Origin of the sequence: Kocuria sp. ChxB (assembly GCF_044359605.1) — a bacterium.
Lineage (GTDB): Bacteria > Actinomycetota > Actinomycetes > Actinomycetales > Micrococcaceae > Kocuria > Kocuria rhizophila.
In genome coordinates this window covers 86,924-105,894 of sequence record NZ_CP121123.1, presented here as the reverse complement: position 1 = coordinate 105,894, position 18,971 = coordinate 86,924, and the positions used below count along the sequence as shown (strand labels likewise).

Below are 18,971 nucleotides of genomic sequence, written 5' to 3'. Positions count from 1 at the left end.
GCCACGTCGCGGGGCCCACCGGGCAGCAATACCTGGTGGGGCCCCGTGGGTGGCGTTAGGCTTGACCCCAACCGTGACCGTCCTCCTCAGACCCTGGATCGGGCCTCGGGCGGACATCCGAATCCAAGAACTCGAACCCCGAGGGAGCCAACGTGGCCGACAACCAATACGACATCCTGGTCCTGGGCGGAGGATCTGCCGGGTACTCCGCCGCTCTGCGCGCGGTGCAGCTGGGCTACTCCGTGGCGTTGATCGAGAAGGAGAAGCTCGGCGGCACGTGCCTGCACTGGGGCTGCATCCCCACCAAGGCGTACCTGCACTCCGCCGAGCTCGCAGAGGGCGCCCGGGAGTCGGAGAAGTACGGCATCAAGGCCACCCTGGAGTCCATCGACATGGGTGCCGTGCGCGACTACAAGAACAAGATCGTGCAGGGCAAGTACAAGGGCCTCACCGGGCTGATGAAGATGCGCAAGGTCGATGTCATCCAGGGCAACGGCAAGCTCACGGGCAAGAACACCATCGACGTGGACGGCACCACGTACACGGGTGAGCACATCATCCTGGCCACCGGATCCGTCTCCAAGACCATGGGTCTGGAGATCGGCGGCCGCGTGATGACCTCCACCGAGGCGCTCGAGATCGACTTCGTGCCCAAGTCCGCGATCGTCCTCGGCGGCGGCGTCATCGGCTGCGAGTTCGCCTCCATGTGGCGCTCGTTCGGTGTGGACGTCACCGTGATCGAGGGTCTGCCCCACCTCGTGGCCAACGAGGATCCCGCGATCATCAAGACGCTCGAGCGCGAGTTCAAGAAGCGCGGCATCAAGTCCAACCTGGGCACCTTCTTCGAGAAGGTCGAGCAGAACGACAACGGCGCCAAGGTGACCCTCGCGGACGGCAAGGAGTTCGAGGCGGAGATCGTGCTCGTGGCCGTGGGCCGCGGTCCCAACACCGCGGACATGGGCTTCGAGGACCAGGGCATCCCCATGGACCGCGGGTTCGTGACCCCGAACGAGCGGCTGCACACGGGCGTGGGCAACATCTACGCGATCGGCGACATCGTTCCCGGCGTGCAGCTGGCGCACCGCGGATACCAGCAGGGCCGCTTCGTGGCCGAGGAGATCGCCGGGCTGAACCCCGTGGTGGTCCCGGACATCAACGTTCCCAAGGTCACCTTCACCGAGCCGGAGATCGCCTCCGTGGGCTACTCGCAGCCCAAGGCCGAGGAGAAGTTCGGCAAGGAGAACGTGGAGACCTTCGAGTACAACCTGGCCGGCAACGGCAAGAGCTCGATCCTCGGCACCGGCGGCCTCGTCAAGCTCGTGCGCGAGAAGGACGGCCCCATCGTGGGCTTCCACGCGATCGGCACCCGCATCAGCGAGCAGATCGGCGAGGGCCAGCTCATGGTCAACTGGGAGGCCTACCCGGAGGACGTCGCGGCGTTCGTCCACGCGCACCCCACGCAGAACGAGGCCATCGGAGAGGCCGCCATGGCACTGGCAGGCTCTCCCCTGCACGGCTGAGCCACGAGCGGGTGCGCATCCCCGGGGACGCGCACCCGCTTTCTCCTCCCGGTACCGCCCGGGCCCGGACACGTAGAACATTTTTCGAGAAATTCTGTAGAGAGGGACGGACGCGACAATGTCTGAAACCGTTAATCTGCCCGCACTGGGTGAGTCTGTCACCGAAGGAACCGTCACCCGCTGGCTGAAGCAGGTCGGGGACGAGGTCGCGGTGGACGAGGCCCTGGTGGAGGTCTCCACGGACAAGGTGGACACCGAGGTTCCGTCCCCCGTGGCCGGTGTGGTCGAGAAGATCCTCGTGGACGAGGACGAGGACGTCGAGGTCGGCGCCCCTCTCGTGGTGATCGGCGACGGCTCCGGCGGCTCCGACCAGGAATCCGACTCCGGTGCGGACACCGCCGAAGAGTCCGCCTCGCAGGACTCCGCCCAGAACTCCTCCGATGATTCCGGCGATTCCTCCGAGGAGGCACAGGAGGCCCCGAAGGCGGACACCAAGCAGGCGTCGGGCAACTCCGTGGAGGTCACCCTCCCCGCGCTGGGCGAGTCCGTGACCGAGGGCACCGTGACCCGCTGGCTCAAGCAGGTCGGCGAGAGCATCGAGGTGGACGAGCCCCTGCTGGAGGTCTCCACCGACAAGGTCGACACCGAGGTCCCCTCCCCCGTGGCCGGCACCATCCTGGAGATCAAGGTCCAGGAGGACGAGGACGCCGAGGTCGGCCAGGTCCTGGCCATCGTGGGCGACGAGTCCGCGGCCGGTTCCGACAACGGTTCCGGCTCAGACAACGGCTCCTCCGAGAAGTCCGGTGAGACCAAGGCAGAGCAGGTCGAGGACGCCGCCACCACCGCCGACTCCGGCGAGGACACCGAGCAGGCCGCCGAGGCCAAGACCGAACAGGCCCCGAAGGCGGACACCAAGCAGGCGTCGGGCAACTCCGTGGAGGTCACCCTCCCCGCGCTGGGCGAGTCCGTGACCGAGGGCACCGTGACCCGCTGGCTCAAGCAGGTCGGCGAGAGCATCGAGGTGGACGAGCCCCTGCTGGAGGTCTCCACCGACAAGGTCGACACCGAGGTCCCCTCCCCCGTGGCCGGCACCATCCTGGAGATCAAGGTCCAGGAGGACGAGGACGCCGAGGTCGGCCAGGTCCTGGCCATCGTGGGCGACGAGTCCGCGGCCGGTTCCGACAACGGTTCCGGCTCCGACAACGGCTCCTCCGAGAAGTCCGGTGAGACCAAGGCCGAGAAGGTCGAGGACGCCGCCACCACCGCCGACTCCGGCGAGGACACCGAGCAGGCCGCCGAGGCCAAGACCGAACAGGCCCCGAAGGCCGACACCAAGCAGGCCTCGCCGCAGTCTGGTGGGGACTCCTCGTCTGCGGGATCTCCTTCCAAGGACGTCCCCGGCTACGTGACGCCGCTGGTGCGCAAGCTCGCCCGCGAGAAGAACGTGGATCTCGGCTCGCTGACCGGTACCGGTGTGGGCGGACGCATCCGCAAGCAGGACGTGCTCGCTGCGGCGGAGAAGGCCGAGAAGTCGTCGACTCCCGCCGTCCAGGACACCGGCGCGGACCTCTCCCCCGCCGTGTCCCGCCAGAGCACCGAGTTCGCCGCCGCCCCGGCTGCGGATGCCAAGCGTGGAACCACGGAGAAGGCTCCCCGGATCCGCATGACCATCGCCAAGCGCATGCGCGAGTCCCTGGACGTCTCCGCCCAGCTCACGCAGGTGACCGAGGTGGACATGACCCGTGTGGCCAAGCTGCGTCAGCAGGCCAAGGACCAGTTCCAGAAGCGCGAGGGCGCCAAGCTCACGTTCATGCCCTTCTTCGCCAAGGCTGTGGCCGAGGCCCTGCAGGCTCACCCGGTGCTCAACGCCACGTTCAAGGAAGACTCCAAGGAGATCGTCTACAACGGCTCCGAGGACATCGCGATCGCGGTGGACACCCCCCGCGGGCTGCTGGTGCCGGTCGTGAAGAACGCCGGTGACCTCAACCTGGGTGGTCTGGCCAAGCAGATCGCCGAGCTGGGCGCCTCCGCCAAGGACGGCAGCATCTCCCCGGATGCGCTGACCGGGGGCACGTTCACCATCACGAACATCGGCTCGTTCGGTGCACTGTTCGACACCCCGATCATCAACCAGCCGCAGGTGGGCATCCTGGGGACAGGTTCGATCGTGAAGCGGCCCATGGTGGTCACGGACACGGAGGGCAACGACACGATCGCCATCCGCCACATGTGCTACCTGTCGCTGACCTACGACCACCGTCTGGTGGACGGCGCGGACGCCGGTCGCTTCCTGAGCACCCTCAAGAAGCGCCTGGAGGCCGGGCAGTTCGAGTCGGAGGTCGGTCTCTGAGCGACGGTTCGACGTGTGCGGATGGTGGGGGGCTGCGGCCCGTGAACCGTCTGCACGCCACCGTCCGGTGACCCGCCCCACGGGCCCGGGATGTGGAGTGCCTCACGCACGCCGCGTCCCGGGCCCGTGGTCGCTTCCGAGGGCCGCTGTCTCGGTTAGTCTCGATCCATGACATTCCTGCTGAACCTCCTCCTCTTCCTCCATATCGTGGGCGTCGCTGTGATCGTTGGCACGTGGATCTACACCATGAAGCGCCCCACCGTGACCGCCGGCCAGTTCTGGGCCGCCGTGCTCATGCTCATCACCGGTCTGGGCCTGGTGGGCATCCACGAGATGGGCGGCGGCTCCATCAACTACGCCAAGATCACCGTCAAGATCGTGATCCTGCTGGTGGTGCTCGTGGCCGCCTTCATCGGCATGCGCAAGACCCAGCGCAACGAGCCGGTGTCCACGGGCCTCGCGCACGCGGTGGGCGGCATGGCGCTCATCAACGCCGCCGTGGCCGTGTTCTGGTGATCTGAACCGCCTGGTTCGACCTCCGGAACCCCGGCGCCCGCAGTCCTCTGGACCGCGGGAGCCGGGGTTCCTCCATGTCGGGGTCACCGTGACGGCAGCGGGGCCACGTCCGCGAGACGCCATCCCTCCGGCGTCCACACCACGGTCACGCGCACTGCCTGTCGCGCCCGCGCCCCGTCACGTCGGACGTGGGCCTGCGTGGGGACTGCGCCGTCCCAGCCGCGGGTCACGATCTCGGCGCGGTAGGTGCGCGTGCGCGCCTCCTCCGCCGGGGTGAGGCGCCCTCCCGGCACCCGTTCCTCCTCCTCCAGGGACTCCACCTCCATGCTGAGACCGGAGAGGGCGGTCTCACCGGTCCCCGGAGCAGGCTGCGCGGCGGCGCGACGGATCAGGTCACGGTCCTTGGCCGCGAGCGCCGAATCCGGGACGTACACCGCCGAGACCGCGGCTTCGTCACCGGCCGCCAGTGCCGCCGCCCGGGCGGAGACGAGCTGCGTGACGGCCTCCCGTGCTTCTCGCTCCTTGTCCTGGGCCCTCGCACCGGGTGCCTCCGAGTGCGGCGTGCCGCCCTCCCGACCCGTGCGTTCCGCCGGGCTTCCATCGGCACCGTCTCCATCGGCGCTCTCTCCCGAGGTTCGCCCGGTTCGTCCCTCCGCCGGCTCGGGCCCGGCTGACGCCGAGGACGTCGGTGGCGCGTCCGGGCCAGCTGCCGTCCCCGGAACTGCCCCGGCCGCGCCGGCCGCCCTTCCCGGGTCCGCCGCAGTCACCGGGCCAGGAACCGCCGCAGACGACGCCGCGGCCTCCGGGTGCACACCCGCGCCGTCTGATCCGGTCCACGCGGCGTAGCCGCAGGCCAGCAGGGTGGCGAGACTCGCGGCCGCCACCATGGCAAGCACTCTCGGGTGGTTTCCTGCTCGTCCCATCCACCCGACGCGGGCATCCCCGTGCCCGAGGGCCGAGGCTGCCCCGCCCGCGGTGTTCGCACGACGTTCGGGGCCCCTCGCCGAACGACCGGAGCGGATCGTGCCCGTGCGGGTGGTGCTCCTGCGGCGGTCACGTGCCGCACCCGATCCCCGTCTGCGGTGGACGTCACCTCCCTCTGAGCCAGAGGCGCGGGCTGAGAACCTCCGGCGGGACCGCACCACGGTGCCGTCCGCACGGATGACTTCCGGGGTCATACGCTCCTGCGGCCGCCGCGCGGGCGCGGACCTGGGCGCGGGAGCGGCGAACCCGGCCGCGAGCTCCCCGGCAGTGGGGCGGACGGACGGGTCGTCGGCGAGGGCGGCCTCCAGCATGAGCACGAGGTGCCGCGGTGCGGAGGGCACCATGAGGGTGAGCGGAACCCGGTGCGAATCCGGCCCAGGCATGCGCCCGGTGAGCGCCCGCCACCCCAGGACACCGAGCGCGTACACGTCCTGGGCCCCGGATGCCGGGCCGGCCGCGGTCCCCCCAGTGCGGTCGGGGGCGCCCTCCGGGTCTCCGTCCAGCAGCCCCGGCGCCGTCGAGCGGTCCCCGTGGCCCCACGCTGCAGGGAAGCCACTGCGCCCCGGGCGCACGCCGTAGCCGTCCAGCAGCACCTGCCCCTCCGCGGTGACGATCACGTGCTCCGCGCTGAGACCCCCGTGCACCCAGCCGTGCTCGTGGAGGTGGCCGAGCCCCCGGGCCGCGGCCGCGAGCACGGGTGCGATCTCCTCCGGTGTGATCCGCCCCGCCTCGCGGGCGCGCTGCGCAAGAGTCGTGCCCCTGACGTGGTCCGTGACGAGCCCCGCGACCCGGCCGTCCTGCTCCAGGGTGGCCCGCACGGACACGAGGTGAGGGTGCGGGTTCTCGGACCACGCCGCCACGAGCTCCGCGAAGTGCGCCTCCAGAGCGCGGCGCACGGTCGGCTCCTCCGCGACCGCGAAGGTCACCGTGAACTCCTCCCGGGTGGTGGACTCGCGCGCCCGCCAGGTGCGCGTTCCCGCGCCCTCGCTCAGCACGCCCGCAAGTTCCAGTCCCCCGAGCAGGGCGGCACCGGCCACCTCGCCGTTGCCCGCGTCGGGCCCCGGGCCGTCATTGCCCGGTACGACGCCGCTGGACCCGGCTCGCGCGAGCCCACCCGGGTCTCCATCCGCGCGCCCACGCACCTGTCCGTCCGGACCGCCGCCGGGGTCCCCCTCCGAGGGCGTCTCCGGTGCTGGCCGAGCGGAGTCGTCGCGCTCCCGAGGCACCGGGGCGGCGTCGAGGCCCCCGGGTGCCGGGGCGGCGCCCGTGTCCTGTGTCCGCGAGGAAACGGAACGTGCCGCGCGGACCCGGTCCATGGCCGAGGGCCGGGACGCGGCAGGGCGGTCCTCGGCGGTCTGCGGGGACCGCGGCTCGGACGGCGGCTCGGACGGCGGGAAACCGTGCCCGTGACGTGATCGGTGTGTGTGCATGCCACCACTGTGCCGCGCGGGCTGTGCGCCCGCTCACGTTATCCACAGGGTGGGGGGAAGGGATAAGCTGGTCGAATGGCTCTGCACTTCGAACGCATCGGATTCGCCCCGGAGCTGGTGAACTACCGCGAGTGCCTGGACCTCCAGCGGCAGGTCCACCAGGAGGTCGTGGCGGGCACCCGCGGCAACACCGTGCTCATGGTGGAGCACGATCCCGTGTACACCGCCGGGCGCCGGACCGAGAAGCACGAGTACCCGTGGGACGGCACCGAGGTGGTGCCGATCGGCCGCGGAGGCAAGCTCACCTACCACGGCCCGGGCATGCTGGTGGGGTACCCCATCGTGCGTCTTCCCATCCCCCTGGACGTCGTGCGCTTCGTGCGCGTGCTGGAGGAGGTCATCATCGCCGTGGTGCGGGACTTCGGTGTTCCTGCCACCACCGTGGAGGGCCGCTCGGGTGCCTGGGTGCTCGCGGACGAGCGCGGTCCGGACCGGAAGATCTCGGCCATCGGCGTGCAGGTGTCCAAACGCGCCACGCTGCACGGCTTCGCCCTGAACTGCTCCAACGACCTGCGCCCGTTCGGCAAGATCATCCCGTGCGGCATCACGGACGCCGGCGTCACGTCCCTGAGCGAGGAGACCGGGAATCGCATCGACCCGATGGACGTTGTGGCACGTATGGAGCAGGAGCTCACCGCACGGGAGTCCGATCTGTGCGTCCCGTTCGAACCCGATTCCCCGGCCCCGCCGCTGCGACTGGCACCCGCGCCCGGCGCGGCGTCGAGCACCGTGTCCTGAGGGGACCCGGCCCACACCTGTCGAAGCGCTCCCCCGCCGACACCGCGCGGTACGGAGCACCCATCGCCACCAGCGAGGAGTACGCATGACGATCGCACCCGAAGGCCGCAAGCTGCTGCGCGTCGAGGCACGCAACGCCGAGGTGCCCATCGAGAAGAAGCCGTCGTGGATGAAGAACACGGCCAAGATGGGCCCCCAGTTCACCGAGCTGAAGTCCATGGCCCGCGGCCGCGGCCTGCACACGGTGTGCGAGGAGGCCGGCTGTCCCAACATCTACGAGTGCTGGGAGGACCGCGAGGCCACCTTCCTCATCGGTGGTGACACGTGCACGCGCCGCTGCGACTTCTGCGACATCGCCACGGGCAAGCCCGGCATGGTGGACGTGGCCGAGCCCCGCAAGGTGGCGGAGTCCGTCCGGGACCTCGGTCTGCGGTACGCCACGGTGACCTCCGTGGCCCGCGACGACCTCGCGGACGGCGGCGCCTGGCTCAACGCGGAGACCATCCGCGCCATCCACACCATGAACCCCAGCACGGGCGTGGAGATCCTCATCCCGGACTTCAAGGGCCAGCCGGACGCCGTCCAGCAGGTCATCGACGCCCAGCCCGAGGTCTTCGCCCACAACCTGGAGACAGTGCCCCGGATCTTCAAGCAGATCCGCCCCGCCTTCGCGTACGAGCGCTCCCTGGACGTGCTCACGCAGGGCAAGGAGCACGGCATGATCGTGAAGTCCAACCTGATCCTGGGCATGGGCGAGACGGACGACGAGGCCTACGAGGCCCTGTGCGACCTCCACGACGCCGGCTGCGACATCATCACGCTCACGCAGTACCTGCGCCCCGGCCCCACGTTCCACCCCATCGACCGCTGGGTGAAGCCCGAGACGTTCGTGGAGCTCTCCAAGGCCGCCGAGGAGATCGGTTTCCTGGGGGTCATGGCCGGACCCATGGTCCGTTCCAGCTACCGCGCCGGCAAGCTGTGGGCACGGGCCATGAAGAAGATGGGGCGCGAGATCCCGGAGCACCTCTCGCACATCGACGACTCCGGTTCCGCCGCCCAGGAGGCCTCCTCTCTGCTGGCCCGCCTGAGCTGAGCCCGCGGGCGGACGGATCCCGCTCACGGGCCGAGGCCCCGCCCACCCACGGACCGACGACGACGCCGCCCCCGCCCGGGCGGCGTCGTCGTCCCCCGTGCGGCCGGCCCCCGCGCCGGGCCACGGCCGCTGCGTCCCGGGCCGGACCCGCCCGGTCAGCGGATAGAATGGCCCCGATCCCCTACCACCAACTGCGAGGAAGCACCGTGTCACCAGCCACGTCCACCAAGGCCAAGGCCGCCGAGCGCGACCGCAAGCGCGAGGAGAAGCGGCAGCGCAAGGCCGCCAAGGGCCCCGGCGTCTTCGCGCAGATGAAGCAGGTCTTCCAGATGACCCGCGAGAACGAGCCCAACATCCTGTGGTGGATGATCCTGCTCGGCCTCGCGGTGCTCCTGGTGTTCCTGCTCATCGGCGTGGCCCTGGGCAACTGGATCACGTGGTTCCTGATCGGCATCCCCTTCGCCGTGCTCGCCGCCGTGATTCTGCTGTCGCGCCGCGCCGAACGCGCCGCGTTCACCCGGATCGAGGGTCAGCCCGGTGCCGCCGGTGCCGCGCTGTCCACGCTCAAGCGCGGCTGGATCGTGGAGGAGGAGCCCGCCGCCATGGACCCCAAGTCCAAGGACCTGCTGTTCCGCGCCGTGGGCCGCCCCGGCGTGGTCTTCATCACCGAGGGCCCCGTGAACCGCGTGGACAAGCTCGTCAAGAAGGAGCGCCGGCGCATCGGCCCGGTCATCACCAATGTGCCGATCCACGTGATCAAGTCCGGCAACGGCGAGGGCCAGGTGCCCCTGAACAAGCTCACCAAGCAGCTGCGCGGACTGGACAACAAGCTCACCAAGCAGGAGGTCCAGGTGGTCTACCGCCGGATGAACACCCTGCAGAACAAGCTGCCCATCCCCAAGGGCGTGGACCCCACCCGCGCCCGCCCGGACCGGAAGTCCATGCGCGGCCGCTGAGTCAGCGCACGCGCACCAGCACGGTGCCCACGGCGCGGTCGTGCAGCCCGCGGTGGTCCTCGTCCACCACGAGCGGCGGGACCACCAGACAGATCAGCAGCGACCGAACGGCCGCTCTGCCGAAACCGGCGGGGCGGCCGTTCATCGTCTGCACCTGCAGACCCATGATCCAGTGGCCCGGGGAACGCCCGAAGAACCCGACCATCAGCGCGCTCAGCACGAAGAACACCAGCAGGTTCATGAGCCCGGCACCGTTCCACTGCGCGAGGAACAGACCCGCGATGGCCAGCGAGATGAGCCAGTCCAGCACGAGCGCCACCGCCCGGGGCGCAAAGCGTGCGACCGAGGCCGGGCCCTCCGGAGGGCGACCGAGCCGACGGCCCGGATAGGGGCTGCCCGAGCCCGGGGCGCCGTCGAGCCACGAGCCCATGTCCTGGCGAGAAATCATGGTTCCAGCCTATCCGCCGTGCCCGGTGACCCCGTGCAGCCTCGCTAGACTGGGACCCGTACTGACCGGTCGGCCGCCCTCCCGGGGCTGTTACACGCGCGAAACACGCGCGTCACGGGTGGGCAACGCCAGGTTCCTACGCTGGACACCAGAACCGAACGGCCGCGGTCCCCGACAGGGTCCGCCGCGGCGTCGATCGGACGCCCACAGACAAGGAGAACAGGTCCATGTTCCAATCAGCCGAAGAAGTTCTGGCATTCCTCAAGGACGAGGAGGTCGTGTTCGTCGACCTCCGCTTCACGGACATGCCCGGGGTGCAGCAGCACTTCAACCTGCCGGCCAAGGCGGTGGACGAGGATTTCTTCACGGACGGCCAGCTCTTCGACGGGTCCTCGATCCGCGGCTTCCAGGGCATCGCCGAGTCCGACATGCAGCTGATCCCCGACCCCCAGTCGGCCTTCGTGGATCCCTTCCGCGTGGAGAAGACCCTGGTGGTCACGTGCTCGATCGTGAACCCCCGCACCGGTGAGCCCTACCACCGCGACCCCCGCGGGGTGGCCGAGCGTGCCGAGGCCTACCTGGCCTCCACGGGCATCGCGGACACCGCCAACTTCGCGTCCGAGGCCGAGTTCTTCGTGTTCGACGACGCCCGCTTCCAGGTCCGCCCGGAGTCCACGTTCTACAAGCTGGACTCCGAGGAGGCCCCGTGGAACAGCGGCCGGAAGGAGGAGGGCGGCAACCTGGCCAACAAGACCCCGCTCAAGGGTGGCTACTTCCCCGTCTCCCCCGTGGACAAGCAGGCGGACCTGCGTGACGCCATGTGCGTGGCCCTGGACGAGGTGGGTCTCGAGGTCGAGCGCTCCCACCACGAGGTGGGCGCCTCCGGCCAGGCGGAGATCAACTACACATTCTCCACCCTGACGGCCGCGGCCGACGACCTGCTGAAGTTCAAGTACGTCATCAAGAACACCGCGGACGCCTACGGCAAGACGGTCACCTTCATGCCCAAGCCCGTGTACGACGACAACGGCTCCGGAATGCACTGCCACCAGTCCCTGTGGAAGGGCGGCGAGCCGCTGTTCTACGACGAGAAGGGCTATGCCGGTCTCTCGGACGTGGCCCGCTGGTACATCGGCGGTCTGCTGGAGCACTCCTCCGCCGTGCTGGCGTTCACCAACCCCACGGTGAACTCCTACCGCCGTCTGGTGAAGGGCTACGAGGCCCCCGTGAACATGGTCTACTCGCAGGGCAACCGCTCCGCGGGCATCCGCATCCCCATCACGGGCACCAACCCCAAGGCCAAGCGCCTAGAGTTCCGCGCCCCGGACCCCTCCTGCAACCCGTACCTCGCGTTCGCCGCCCAGCTGATGGCGGGCCTGGACGGCATCCGCAACCGGATCGAGCCCGCGGACCCGGTGGACAAGGACCTCTACGAGCTGCCCCCGGAGGAGGCCAAGGACATCAAGAAGGCCCCCACCTCACTCGAGGAGGCGCTGAAGGCCCTGGAGGAGGACCACGAGTTCCTGCTCGCCGGTGACGTGTTCACCGAGGACCTGATCGAGTCCTGGATCGAGTACAAGCGCGAGTTCGAGCTCAAGCCGCTCTCGCTGGTCCCCCACCCCCTGGAGTTCCAGCTCTACTACGGCGTGTGAGCTGCGCCCACTGACAGACCGGCGGCCCCGTTCCCTGTGGAACGGGGCCGCCGGTCCATGCACGGGTTCGCGGCACCGGGTCTGGAGCACCCGGGTCTAGCGCACCCGGGTCTAGAGCACCACGGGCCGCTGCCCCGGTGCCGGCCCGTGGCGGCGGATGCGGCGCGTGGCCGGGTCCAGGGCCCAGAGGTAGATCCCGTACGTCAGCGCGAGCAGCGCGGCGATCACGCGGGCCGCGATGAGGCTGAGGTCCAGGTAGGGGAAGATGTCCAGCTGGTCCGCCACTGCGTAGACCGAGAAGAACCCCGTGACGAAGAACAGCACGTCCGTCTGCCAGTCGGGGCGGATCCCGGTGATGGCGAACAGGGGGATCAGCCACACCACGTACCAGGCCTGGATGATCGGGGCGAGCAGCACGAAGCCCGCCATGGACCACGCGAGCCGGCGCATGATGGTGGCATCGCGCCCCACGAACATCAGCACGATCGCCACGCCCGCGGCGATCACCGTGCCCAGGGTGTGCACGGCCCCCATCCACGCGGAGCCGTCGAGGCCCCACGAGTCCCCCACGAGCTGCGCGAAGAGCCCCAGCAGCCCGAAGGGCGCGTACCAGATGTACACCGTTCCCGGGGTGGACACCGCGGAGACCCACCCGAAGCCGAAGCCGCTGATGAGCCCCATGACGGCCAGCAGCGCCACGGAGTAGGCCAGCGTGAGCGCCCACACCACGAACTTGCGGGTCCAGCCGGCGTTCTTGCCCGCCCACAGCAGGCCCACGAAGGGCAGGAACACCAGGGTGATGGGTTTGATGGCCACCGAGAGGGTCACGAGGGTGGTGCCGATCAGCCCGCCCTTCCAGTTGCGCTGCACGGCGGCCGCGTACGTGCCCAGCAGGGCGAGCGCGAGCATGATGGCGTCGTTGTGCGCGGCGATCACGAAGTTGGTGAGGAACAGCGGATTGGCCACCGAGAGCCACAGCGCGCGTCGGGGGTTGACCCCGTGCAGCCGCGCCAGGCGCGGGATCACCCACATGCACGCGATCACGGAGACCACGCACAGGGCTCGGAACAGCAGCACCGCGACATCGGGGTTGCCCCCCGAGATCGTGACCACCAGCTGCTCGATCCACAGGAAGACGGGCCCGTAGGGCGGCGGGGACTCGGCCCACAGCTGGTCCGCGCCGAGCTGGAAGAAGTTGTCGATGGACGAGACCCCGGACTCGTACGGGTTCAGCCCGTTGGCCATGACCCGCCCCTGCCCGATGTACGAGTACACGTCCCGGCTGAACAGCGGGATGCTCACGAGCATGGGCCCCGCCCACGCGGCGATCGCGATCAGCACCCACCGTGCGCTCTGCGGCCCCCACGGGTGCAGCTTCTGCCCCAGCCGCAGCCACTGCCGCACCAGGAGCATGGCCCCCAGGGCCAGCAGCACCACGGACACGACGACACCCAGGGTCTCGAACCGCATCCACATGACCAGGGGATTGCGCCGGAGCCCGGACACACTGGCCAGCCACCCGACGCCCAGGGAGCCGAGGAACAGCATCACCGAGCCCAGCGTGCCCATGAGCACCGTCCGGCGCAGGGAGGACGACGTCGCCGCGTCCCGTTCCGCTCGCGGCGCACCCGTTCCCGGGGGCCTCGTGGCGTGGCGGTCCGTCGTGGACGTGGGGCGCACGGCGCTCCTCCCGGTCGAGTGCGTGCCGGGCGTGGACGAATGCTCCGGCGGGTGTCTCCTGTGCGGGTGCCCGGTGGAGACGTCGGGGCCGATCCTACCGCGCGGCGTCGGCACCGGGCCCGGGCGGCGTCGTGCTTGACCGGTGGGCGCCGTCGTGGCGGAACCCCGGGGCGGCCTCGCGCCGGGACCCGGGGCGGCATCCGGCCGCGGGCGCGGGAGGGGGCCCGCGGCGCGATAGATTGGACGGCGTGACGACTGGAAACCGGAGAATCGTGTGGATCGACTGCGAGATGACGGGGTTGTCCCTGTCCGATGACGCGTTGATCGAAGTGGCAGCGCTCGTGACCGACGACGAGCTGAACGTGCTCGGCAGCGGCGTGGACGTGGTGATCAAGCCGCCGCAGCAGGCGCTGGAGCAGATGAACGACTTCGTGCGCACCATGCACGAGAAGTCCGGGCTGCTCCCCGAGCTGGAGAAGGGCACGGACATGGCCCAGGCCCAGGCCATGGTGCTGGACTACATCCGCGAGTGGGTTCCCGAGGCGGGCAAGGCCCCCCTGGGCGGCAACTCCGTGGGCACCGACAAGACGTTCCTGAGCCGGGACATGCCGGAGCTCGTGGACCACCTGCACTACCGGATCATCGACGTCTCCACGATCAAGGAGCTTGCCCGCCGCTGGTACCCGCGGGCCTACTTCCAGGCACCGGAGAAGACCGGCAACCACCGCGCGCTGGGAGACATCGAGGACTCGATCGACGAGCTGCGCTACTACCGCCACATCCTGTTCCCCGGGGACCCGGGGCCCACGTCCGACGACGCCCGCAGGGTCGCTGCGCTGATCCAGGCCTCCCCCACCCGTTCGGGCCACTGACCCCGCCCGCGCGGCCGGCGCCCCGATGCGGGAATGCGGCCGAACGTGCGCTATAGTGGTCGTCGTTGCCCGGAGGGACGCACAGCGTTCCGCAACGGGTTTCATGGTGGGCGTAGCTCAGTCGGCAGAGCGCCTGGTTGTGGTCCAGGAGGTCGCGGGTTCAACCCCCGTCGCTCACCCCATCACCCGAAGAACGCGGCATCCGGTGCGGATGCCGCGTTCTTCGTGTCCGGGTCGGTGCCCCTCGGGACCAGCCCTCCCCCGAGACCGGACTCGCGTGCCGCCACGAACCACCGGCCCGGTGCGCGGGGCCCGGCGTTCGGCACCCCCGCATCCCGGTGCAGCCCCGTGCGACCCGCCTCAGGACAGCACGACGGCGGCCGGCCGCCCCGCGGGGGAAGCGACCGGCCGCCGTTCAAACCAGGCCCTACGGCTTGAGGACCACCTTGAGACAGCCGTCCTTCTTCTCCTGGAACATCTTGTACGCCTCAGGGGCGTCGTCCAGGGACACGTGGTGGGTCGCCAGGGACTCCAGCCCCAGGACGTCCTCCGGGCGGCTGGCGATCTCCAGCAGCTCGTCCGTCCAGTGACGGACGTGGCACTGGCCCATGCGCATGGTGATGCCCTTGTCGAACATCTCCATCATGGGCATGGGGTCGGCCATCCCACCGTAGACACCGGAGAGGGACACCGTGCCCGCGCGGCGCACGCTGTGGATCGCGCTGTGCAGGGCGTCCAGGCGGTCGATCCCCACCGTCTCGATGGTCTTTCGACCCAGGGCCTTGGGCAACCGGGCCGCACCCGCGACGATCTTCTCCGCCACCGGGTTGCCGTGGGCCTCCATGCCTACCGCGTCCAGGACGCCGTCCGGACCGCGCCCGTCGGTCATCTCGCGCAGCGTCTCGGAGACGTCGTCCACCTCGCGCAGGTCCACCGTCTCCACGCCCCAGCTCTTGGCCGTGGCCAGGCGCTCGTCCACGAGGTCCACTGCGATGACGCGCTGCACGCCCTGCAGCTTGGCGGAGCGCACCGCCAGCTGGCCCACGGGGCCGAGGCCCAGCACCGCCAGGGTGTCCTGCTCCCCCACGTTCGCGTACTTCACGCCCTGCCACGCGGTGGGCAGGATGTCGCTGAGGTAGAGGAAGCGCTCGTCGTCGAAGTCCTGGGGGAGCTTCACCGGGCCGAAGTCCGCGTGGGGCACCCGGACCATCTCGGCCTGGCCACCGGGCACGGCGCCATAGAGTGACGAGAACCCGAACAGGGCCGCCCCTGTGCCCATCTCACGCATCTGCGTGGTCTCGCACGCCGCGAAGAGGCCGCGGTCGCACATCCAGCAGTGCCCGCACGCGATCACGAAGGGGACGACCACCCGGTCTCCCGGTTTCAGGGAGGAGACCTCGGAGCCCACTTCCTCCACGATGCCCATGAACTCGTGGCCCAGCACGTCGTTCTTGTGCATGTACGGGCCCAGCACCCCGTAGAGGTGCAGGTCCGAGCCGCAGATGGCCGTGGAGGTCACCCGGACGATCGCGTCCGTGGGGTCCTGCAGCACGGGATCGGGAACGTTTTCAACCCGGACGTCGCCGAGTCCTTGCCATGTCAGTGCACGCATGCCCCCAGTCAATCACCGACGAGGCTTCCCGTCACCACCCCTGCGGGGGCCCGTTGACCGGGGAGCCGTGCGGTGCAGCCGCAGCACCCGCCACAGCACTCCCGCACACAGCACCAGCACGCCCGCGAGCACGGAGGTCAACGGCAGGGTGGCCACCAGCAGTACGCACAGGGAAGCCCCCAGCACGGACACGGCCCGCGGATACCGGCGGTGCTCACCGGTCTGGGTGAACGCGCTGAGGTTCGCCACGAGGTAGTACAGCAGCACACCGAAGGACGAGAAGCCGATGACCTGGCGGACGTCCCCCGTGAGGACCAGCAGCACCACCACCGCGCCGAGGGCGATTTCCGCCCGGCGCGGCACCCCGTGGTGCACGTCCAGCACGGCGAGGGGCCGGGGCAGGTCCCCCGTGCGCGCCATTGCCAGGGACGTGCGGGCAATGCCCGTGATCCCCGCCAGCAGGGCACCCAGGGTCGCGGCGGCTGCGCCCAGGCGCACCACCGGGGCCGTCCAGTCCCAGCCGCCGACCGCGGCGAGGTCCGCGAGCGGCGTCGTGGAGGCGGCGAGCGCGGCGGGGCCGAGGACCGCGAGCGACAGCATGGCGAGGACGCCGTAGACCACGAGAGCGCCGCTCAGGGCGATGACGATGGCGCGGGGGATCGTGCGGGCGGGATCGCGGACCTCCTCGCCCATGGTGGCGATCCGCGCGTACCCGGCGAACGCGAAGAACAGCAGCCCCGCGGCCTGCAGCACCCCGTAGGCACCCGCGGGCGGGGCCGAGGAAAAGGGTGCGACTCCTGCGGAGACTCCGGACTGCACTCCGGCCAGCGCCACGAGCGCCAGGACGGCGAGAACCAGAGCCACCAGGATCTTGGTGGCGCGTGCGGTGCGGCTGACCCCCAGGCAGTTGACGGTCACGAGGGCGACCACGGCCGCCGCGGCGACGAGCCGCTCCCACGGACCGGGGACGGCGTAGGCCGCGAACGTCATGGCCATGGCCGCGCAGCTGGCGGTCTTGCCGGTGATGAAGCACCACCCCGCGAAGAATCCCGGCCAGGGCCCCAGGCGCTCCCGGCCGTAGACGTAGCTCCCGCCCGCCACGGGGTACTGCGCGGCCAGCTGGGCGGAGGACAGCGCGTTGCACAGCGCCACGAGCCCCGCGAGCAGCAGGGCGAGCGGCAACCAGGTGCCGGCCGTCCGGGCCGCGGGCGCGAACACGGCGAAGATGCCCGCGCCGATCATCGACCCGAGGCCGATGGCCACGGCGTCGCCGAGTCCCAGGCGGCGCTGCATGGTGGGCTGAGTGGTCACGGAGTCTCCCTGCGCATCGGGCTTTGTCTCTGGGTCAACGGGGTCCGGACACGGCAGTGGGTGCAGCGACCACGCCGCTGCACCCACTGTGCCACTGCCCTCCGCGGAGGATCAGAAGACCGGCTTGCCGCCGGTCACGCCGATCACCGTGCCGGAGACGTAGGACGCCTCCGAGGGGCTCGCCAGGAACACAAAAGCACCGGCCATCTCCGACGGCTGGCCGGCCCGGCCCAGCGGGGTGTCGCCGCCGAAGGCCGGCATGGCCTCACCCGCCTTGGTGGCGGGTTGCAGCGGCGTCCAGATGGGCCCGGGGGCCACGGCATTGACGCGGATGCCCTTCTCCCCCAGCTCACTGGCCAGGTTGACCGTGAAGTTGTTGATCGCGGCCTTGGTGGAGGCGTAGTCGATCAGGTTCTCGGAGGGGTCGTAGGCCTGGATGGAGCTCACGTTGATGATGGACGAGCCCTCCGTGAGGTACGACAGCGCCTGCTGGGACACCCAGAACAGGGCGTACAGGTTGGTCTTGAAGACCCGGTCCATCTCCTCGGTCTTCAGTCCCTGCAGGCCGCCGTCCCGGCGCGCCCACTGGAAGCCCGCGTTGTTGACCAGGATGTCCAGTCCGCCGAGCTGCTCGGCGGCCTGGTCCACGACGCCGCGCGCCTGGGACTCCTCGCGCAGGTCCGCGGGGAGCAGGACCGCCTTTCGGCCGGCCTTCTCGATCCACTGCCGGGTGTCCTCGGCATCGGACTGCTCCTCGGGCAGGTAGTTGATGGCCACGTCCGCACCCTCACGGGCGAAGGCGATGGCCACCGCACGGCCGATCCCGGAGTCGCCGCCCGTGACGAGGGCCTTGAGGCCCTCGAGCCGACCGCGGCCCACCCAGTTCTGCTCGCCGTGGTCCGGGAACGGCGTCATGTCCGTGGACAGCCCGGGAGGGGTCTGCTCCTGCTCGGGGAAGCCGCCGTCCTCGCCGGCGAGCTGCTGTGCGTTCTTGTCTGCTGCGAACTTGTCTTCCGTCATGATCCCATTGTGCCCCGCGGACTGCGGGGCCGTCACCCACCTGACGGGGTGGCCGTCACCGGGGCGGGAATGCTCACGAGCCGGGAGTGGGCCCCGGCTGGTCGCTGGGGTCCATCCCGTGCTGCACACCCCAGAGCACGGCCTGGCTGCGGCGTTCCACGCCCATCTTGCGGTACGCGGAACGGATGTAGGACTTCACGGAGTTGATGCTCAGGAAGCAGCTGCGCGCAATCTGGTCGTTGGTGAACCCCTGGGTGATGAGCCCCACCACCTCCGCCTCCCGCGCGGAGAGACCCTCGGGGCGGCCCGGCCAGTCCGGCAGGGCGATGTCCTCCCGAACGGGTTCCGGGGACACCACGCGCTGACCCTCGTGCACCCGCACCAGGGCCTCGGCCAGGTCCGCGGCGCTGAGCTCCTTGGAGAGGAATCCGTCGATACCCATGTCCATGGCCTCGGACACCCGGTCGGCACTCACGTTCCACGTGTACATGACCACCTTGCGGAAGCGCGGTTCCGCGATCAAACGGGGCACCTCTGCGGCGCCGCGTTCCGTGGCGGCGAACGCGTCGTAGAGCACGAGGTCCGCACCGCCGTCGGGCACTCCCTCCGAATTGCGTTCCACGACCCTCAGGCGGGGGTGGTCCTGCAGCATGCGCCCGAGTCCTTCGACGATCACGGGGTAGTCGTTGATGAGGGCGAGCGAGATCTCCGAGCGTGCGTCTGTCACCC

At 70.1% G+C, this 18,971-nt stretch carries 15 protein-coding genes and 1 tRNA gene; 9 read left to right on the top strand and 7 right to left on the bottom strand.

The window, feature by feature from the left end:
• Positions 1 to 152 precede the first annotated feature (152 nt).
• The 3 genes from lpdA to P8S73_RS00470 all read left to right on the top strand — a co-directional run bounded on the left by lpdA (position 153) and on the right by P8S73_RS00470 (position 4,386).
• Positions 153 to 1,520, top strand: coding sequence for a dihydrolipoyl dehydrogenase (lpdA, locus tag P8S73_RS00480; protein ID WP_124109613.1), 1,368 nt, complete (start codon positions 153 to 155; stop codon positions 1,518 to 1,520).
• Positions 1,521 to 1,638: 118 nt separating this feature from the next.
• Positions 1,639 to 3,870, top strand: a complete 2,232-nt coding sequence (gene sucB / locus P8S73_RS00475; protein WP_124109612.1) for a 2-oxoglutarate dehydrogenase, E2 component, dihydrolipoamide succinyltransferase — start codon at positions 1,639 to 1,641, stop codon at positions 3,868 to 3,870.
• Positions 3,871 to 4,038: 168 nt separating this feature from the next.
• A complete protein-coding gene (locus P8S73_RS00470) occupies positions 4,039 to 4,386 on the top strand; it encodes a hypothetical protein (protein WP_019310698.1) in 348 nt (115 codons plus the stop codon).
• Between the two features lie 83 nt (positions 4,387 to 4,469).
• Here the strand turns inward: P8S73_RS00470 and P8S73_RS00465 are convergent, their stop codons facing one another.
• Entirely contained in the window at positions 4,470 to 6,800 is a 2,331-nt protein-coding gene (locus P8S73_RS00465; protein WP_124109611.1) for a protein kinase, read from the bottom strand.
• Between the two features lie 75 nt (positions 6,801 to 6,875).
• Here P8S73_RS00465 and lipB point away from each other — a divergent pair, with 75 nt between their 5' ends.
• From lipB to P8S73_RS00450, 3 genes are all read left to right on the top strand, one after another.
• A complete protein-coding gene (lipB, locus tag P8S73_RS00460; protein ID WP_039100837.1) occupies positions 6,876 to 7,598 on the top strand; it encodes a lipoyl(octanoyl) transferase LipB in 723 nt (240 codons plus the stop codon).
• Between the two features lie 85 nt (positions 7,599 to 7,683).
• The gene (lipA, locus tag P8S73_RS00455) at positions 7,684 to 8,691 is read left to right on the top strand and encodes a lipoyl synthase (protein WP_019310701.1); all 1,008 of its coding nucleotides are present in this window, start codon (positions 7,684 to 7,686) and stop codon (positions 8,689 to 8,691) included.
• Between the two features lie 206 nt (positions 8,692 to 8,897).
• Positions 8,898 to 9,647 (top strand): DUF4191 domain-containing protein, encoded by a 750-nt coding sequence (locus P8S73_RS00450; protein ID WP_039100836.1) that lies wholly within the window; start codon positions 8,898 to 8,900, stop codon positions 9,645 to 9,647.
• Position 9,648: 1 nt separating this feature from the next.
• Here the strand turns inward: P8S73_RS00450 and P8S73_RS00445 are convergent, their stop codons facing one another.
• Entirely contained in the window at positions 9,649 to 10,095 is a 447-nt protein-coding gene (locus tag P8S73_RS00445) for an RDD family protein (RefSeq protein ID WP_144802870.1), read from the bottom strand.
• A gap of 227 nt (positions 10,096 to 10,322) precedes the next feature.
• Here P8S73_RS00445 and glnA point away from each other — a divergent pair, with 227 nt between their 5' ends.
• The gene (gene glnA / locus P8S73_RS00440; protein WP_039100834.1) at positions 10,323 to 11,747 is read left to right on the top strand and encodes a type I glutamate--ammonia ligase; all 1,425 of its coding nucleotides are present in this window, start codon (positions 10,323 to 10,325) and stop codon (positions 11,745 to 11,747) included.
• A 111-nt stretch (positions 11,748 to 11,858) separates the two neighbouring features.
• Here the strand turns inward: glnA and mptB are convergent, their stop codons facing one another.
• Positions 11,859 to 13,427, bottom strand: coding sequence for a polyprenol phosphomannose-dependent alpha 1,6 mannosyltransferase MptB (gene mptB / locus P8S73_RS00435; protein ID WP_039100833.1), 1,569 nt, complete (start codon positions 13,425 to 13,427; stop codon positions 11,859 to 11,861).
• A 248-nt stretch (positions 13,428 to 13,675) separates the two neighbouring features.
• Here mptB and orn point away from each other — a divergent pair, with 248 nt between their 5' ends.
• Entirely contained in the window at positions 13,676 to 14,299 is a 624-nt protein-coding gene (gene orn, locus P8S73_RS00430; protein WP_223246194.1) for an oligoribonuclease, read from the top strand.
• 106 nt (positions 14,300 to 14,405) lie between these two features.
• Positions 14,406 to 14,481, top strand: a tRNA-His gene (locus P8S73_RS00425).
• 245 nt (positions 14,482 to 14,726) lie between these two features.
• On the opposite strand, the gene P8S73_RS00420 is transcribed toward P8S73_RS00425, so the two are convergent.
• The 4 genes from P8S73_RS00420 to P8S73_RS00405 all read right to left on the bottom strand — a co-directional run bounded on the left by P8S73_RS00420 (position 14,727) and on the right by P8S73_RS00405 (position 18,969).
• A complete protein-coding gene (locus tag P8S73_RS00420; protein ID WP_144802864.1) occupies positions 14,727 to 15,911 on the bottom strand; it encodes a zinc-dependent alcohol dehydrogenase in 1,185 nt (394 codons plus the stop codon).
• Positions 15,912 to 15,923: 12 nt separating this feature from the next.
• Positions 15,924 to 17,222 (bottom strand): APC family permease, encoded by a 1,299-nt coding sequence (locus P8S73_RS00415; RefSeq protein WP_186319738.1) that lies wholly within the window; start codon positions 17,220 to 17,222, stop codon positions 15,924 to 15,926.
• A 111-nt stretch (positions 17,223 to 17,333) separates the two neighbouring features.
• Positions 17,334 to 18,242, bottom strand: coding sequence for an SDR family oxidoreductase (locus P8S73_RS00410; RefSeq protein WP_144802861.1), 909 nt, complete (start codon positions 18,240 to 18,242; stop codon positions 17,334 to 17,336).
• A 73-nt stretch (positions 18,243 to 18,315) separates the two neighbouring features.
• Complete coding sequence (locus P8S73_RS00405) at positions 18,316 to 18,969, bottom strand: response regulator transcription factor (RefSeq protein WP_039100830.1); 654 nt, start codon at positions 18,967 to 18,969, stop codon at positions 18,316 to 18,318.
• Positions 18,970 to 18,971: the final 2 nt, after the last annotated feature.

Bases quoted from the DNA above. Each gene is read 5' to 3' on its own strand.
- P8S73_RS00410 (WP_144802861.1), bottom strand. From the start codon at position 18,242: ATGACGGAAGACAAGTTCGCAGCAGACAAGAACGCACAGCAGCTCGCC.
- P8S73_RS00465 (WP_124109611.1), bottom strand. From the start codon at position 6,800: ATGCACACACACCGATCACGTCACGGGCACGGTTTCCCGCCGTCCGAG.
- glnA (WP_039100834.1), top strand. From the start codon at position 10,323: ATGTTCCAATCAGCCGAAGAAGTTCTGGCATTCCTCAAGGACGAGGAG.
- P8S73_RS00445 (WP_144802870.1), bottom strand. From the start codon at position 10,095: ATGATTTCTCGCCAGGACATGGGCTCGTGGCTCGACGGCGCCCCGGGC.
- P8S73_RS00470 (WP_019310698.1), top strand. From the start codon at position 4,039: ATGACATTCCTGCTGAACCTCCTCCTCTTCCTCCATATCGTGGGCGTC.
- lipA (WP_019310701.1), top strand. From the start codon at position 7,684: ATGACGATCGCACCCGAAGGCCGCAAGCTGCTGCGCGTCGAGGCACGC.
- P8S73_RS00420 (WP_144802864.1), bottom strand. From the start codon at position 15,911: ATGCGTGCACTGACATGGCAAGGACTCGGCGACGTCCGGGTTGAAAAC.
- sucB (WP_124109612.1), top strand. From the start codon at position 1,639: ATGTCTGAAACCGTTAATCTGCCCGCACTGGGTGAGTCTGTCACCGAA.
- lipB (WP_039100837.1), top strand. From the start codon at position 6,876: ATGGCTCTGCACTTCGAACGCATCGGATTCGCCCCGGAGCTGGTGAAC.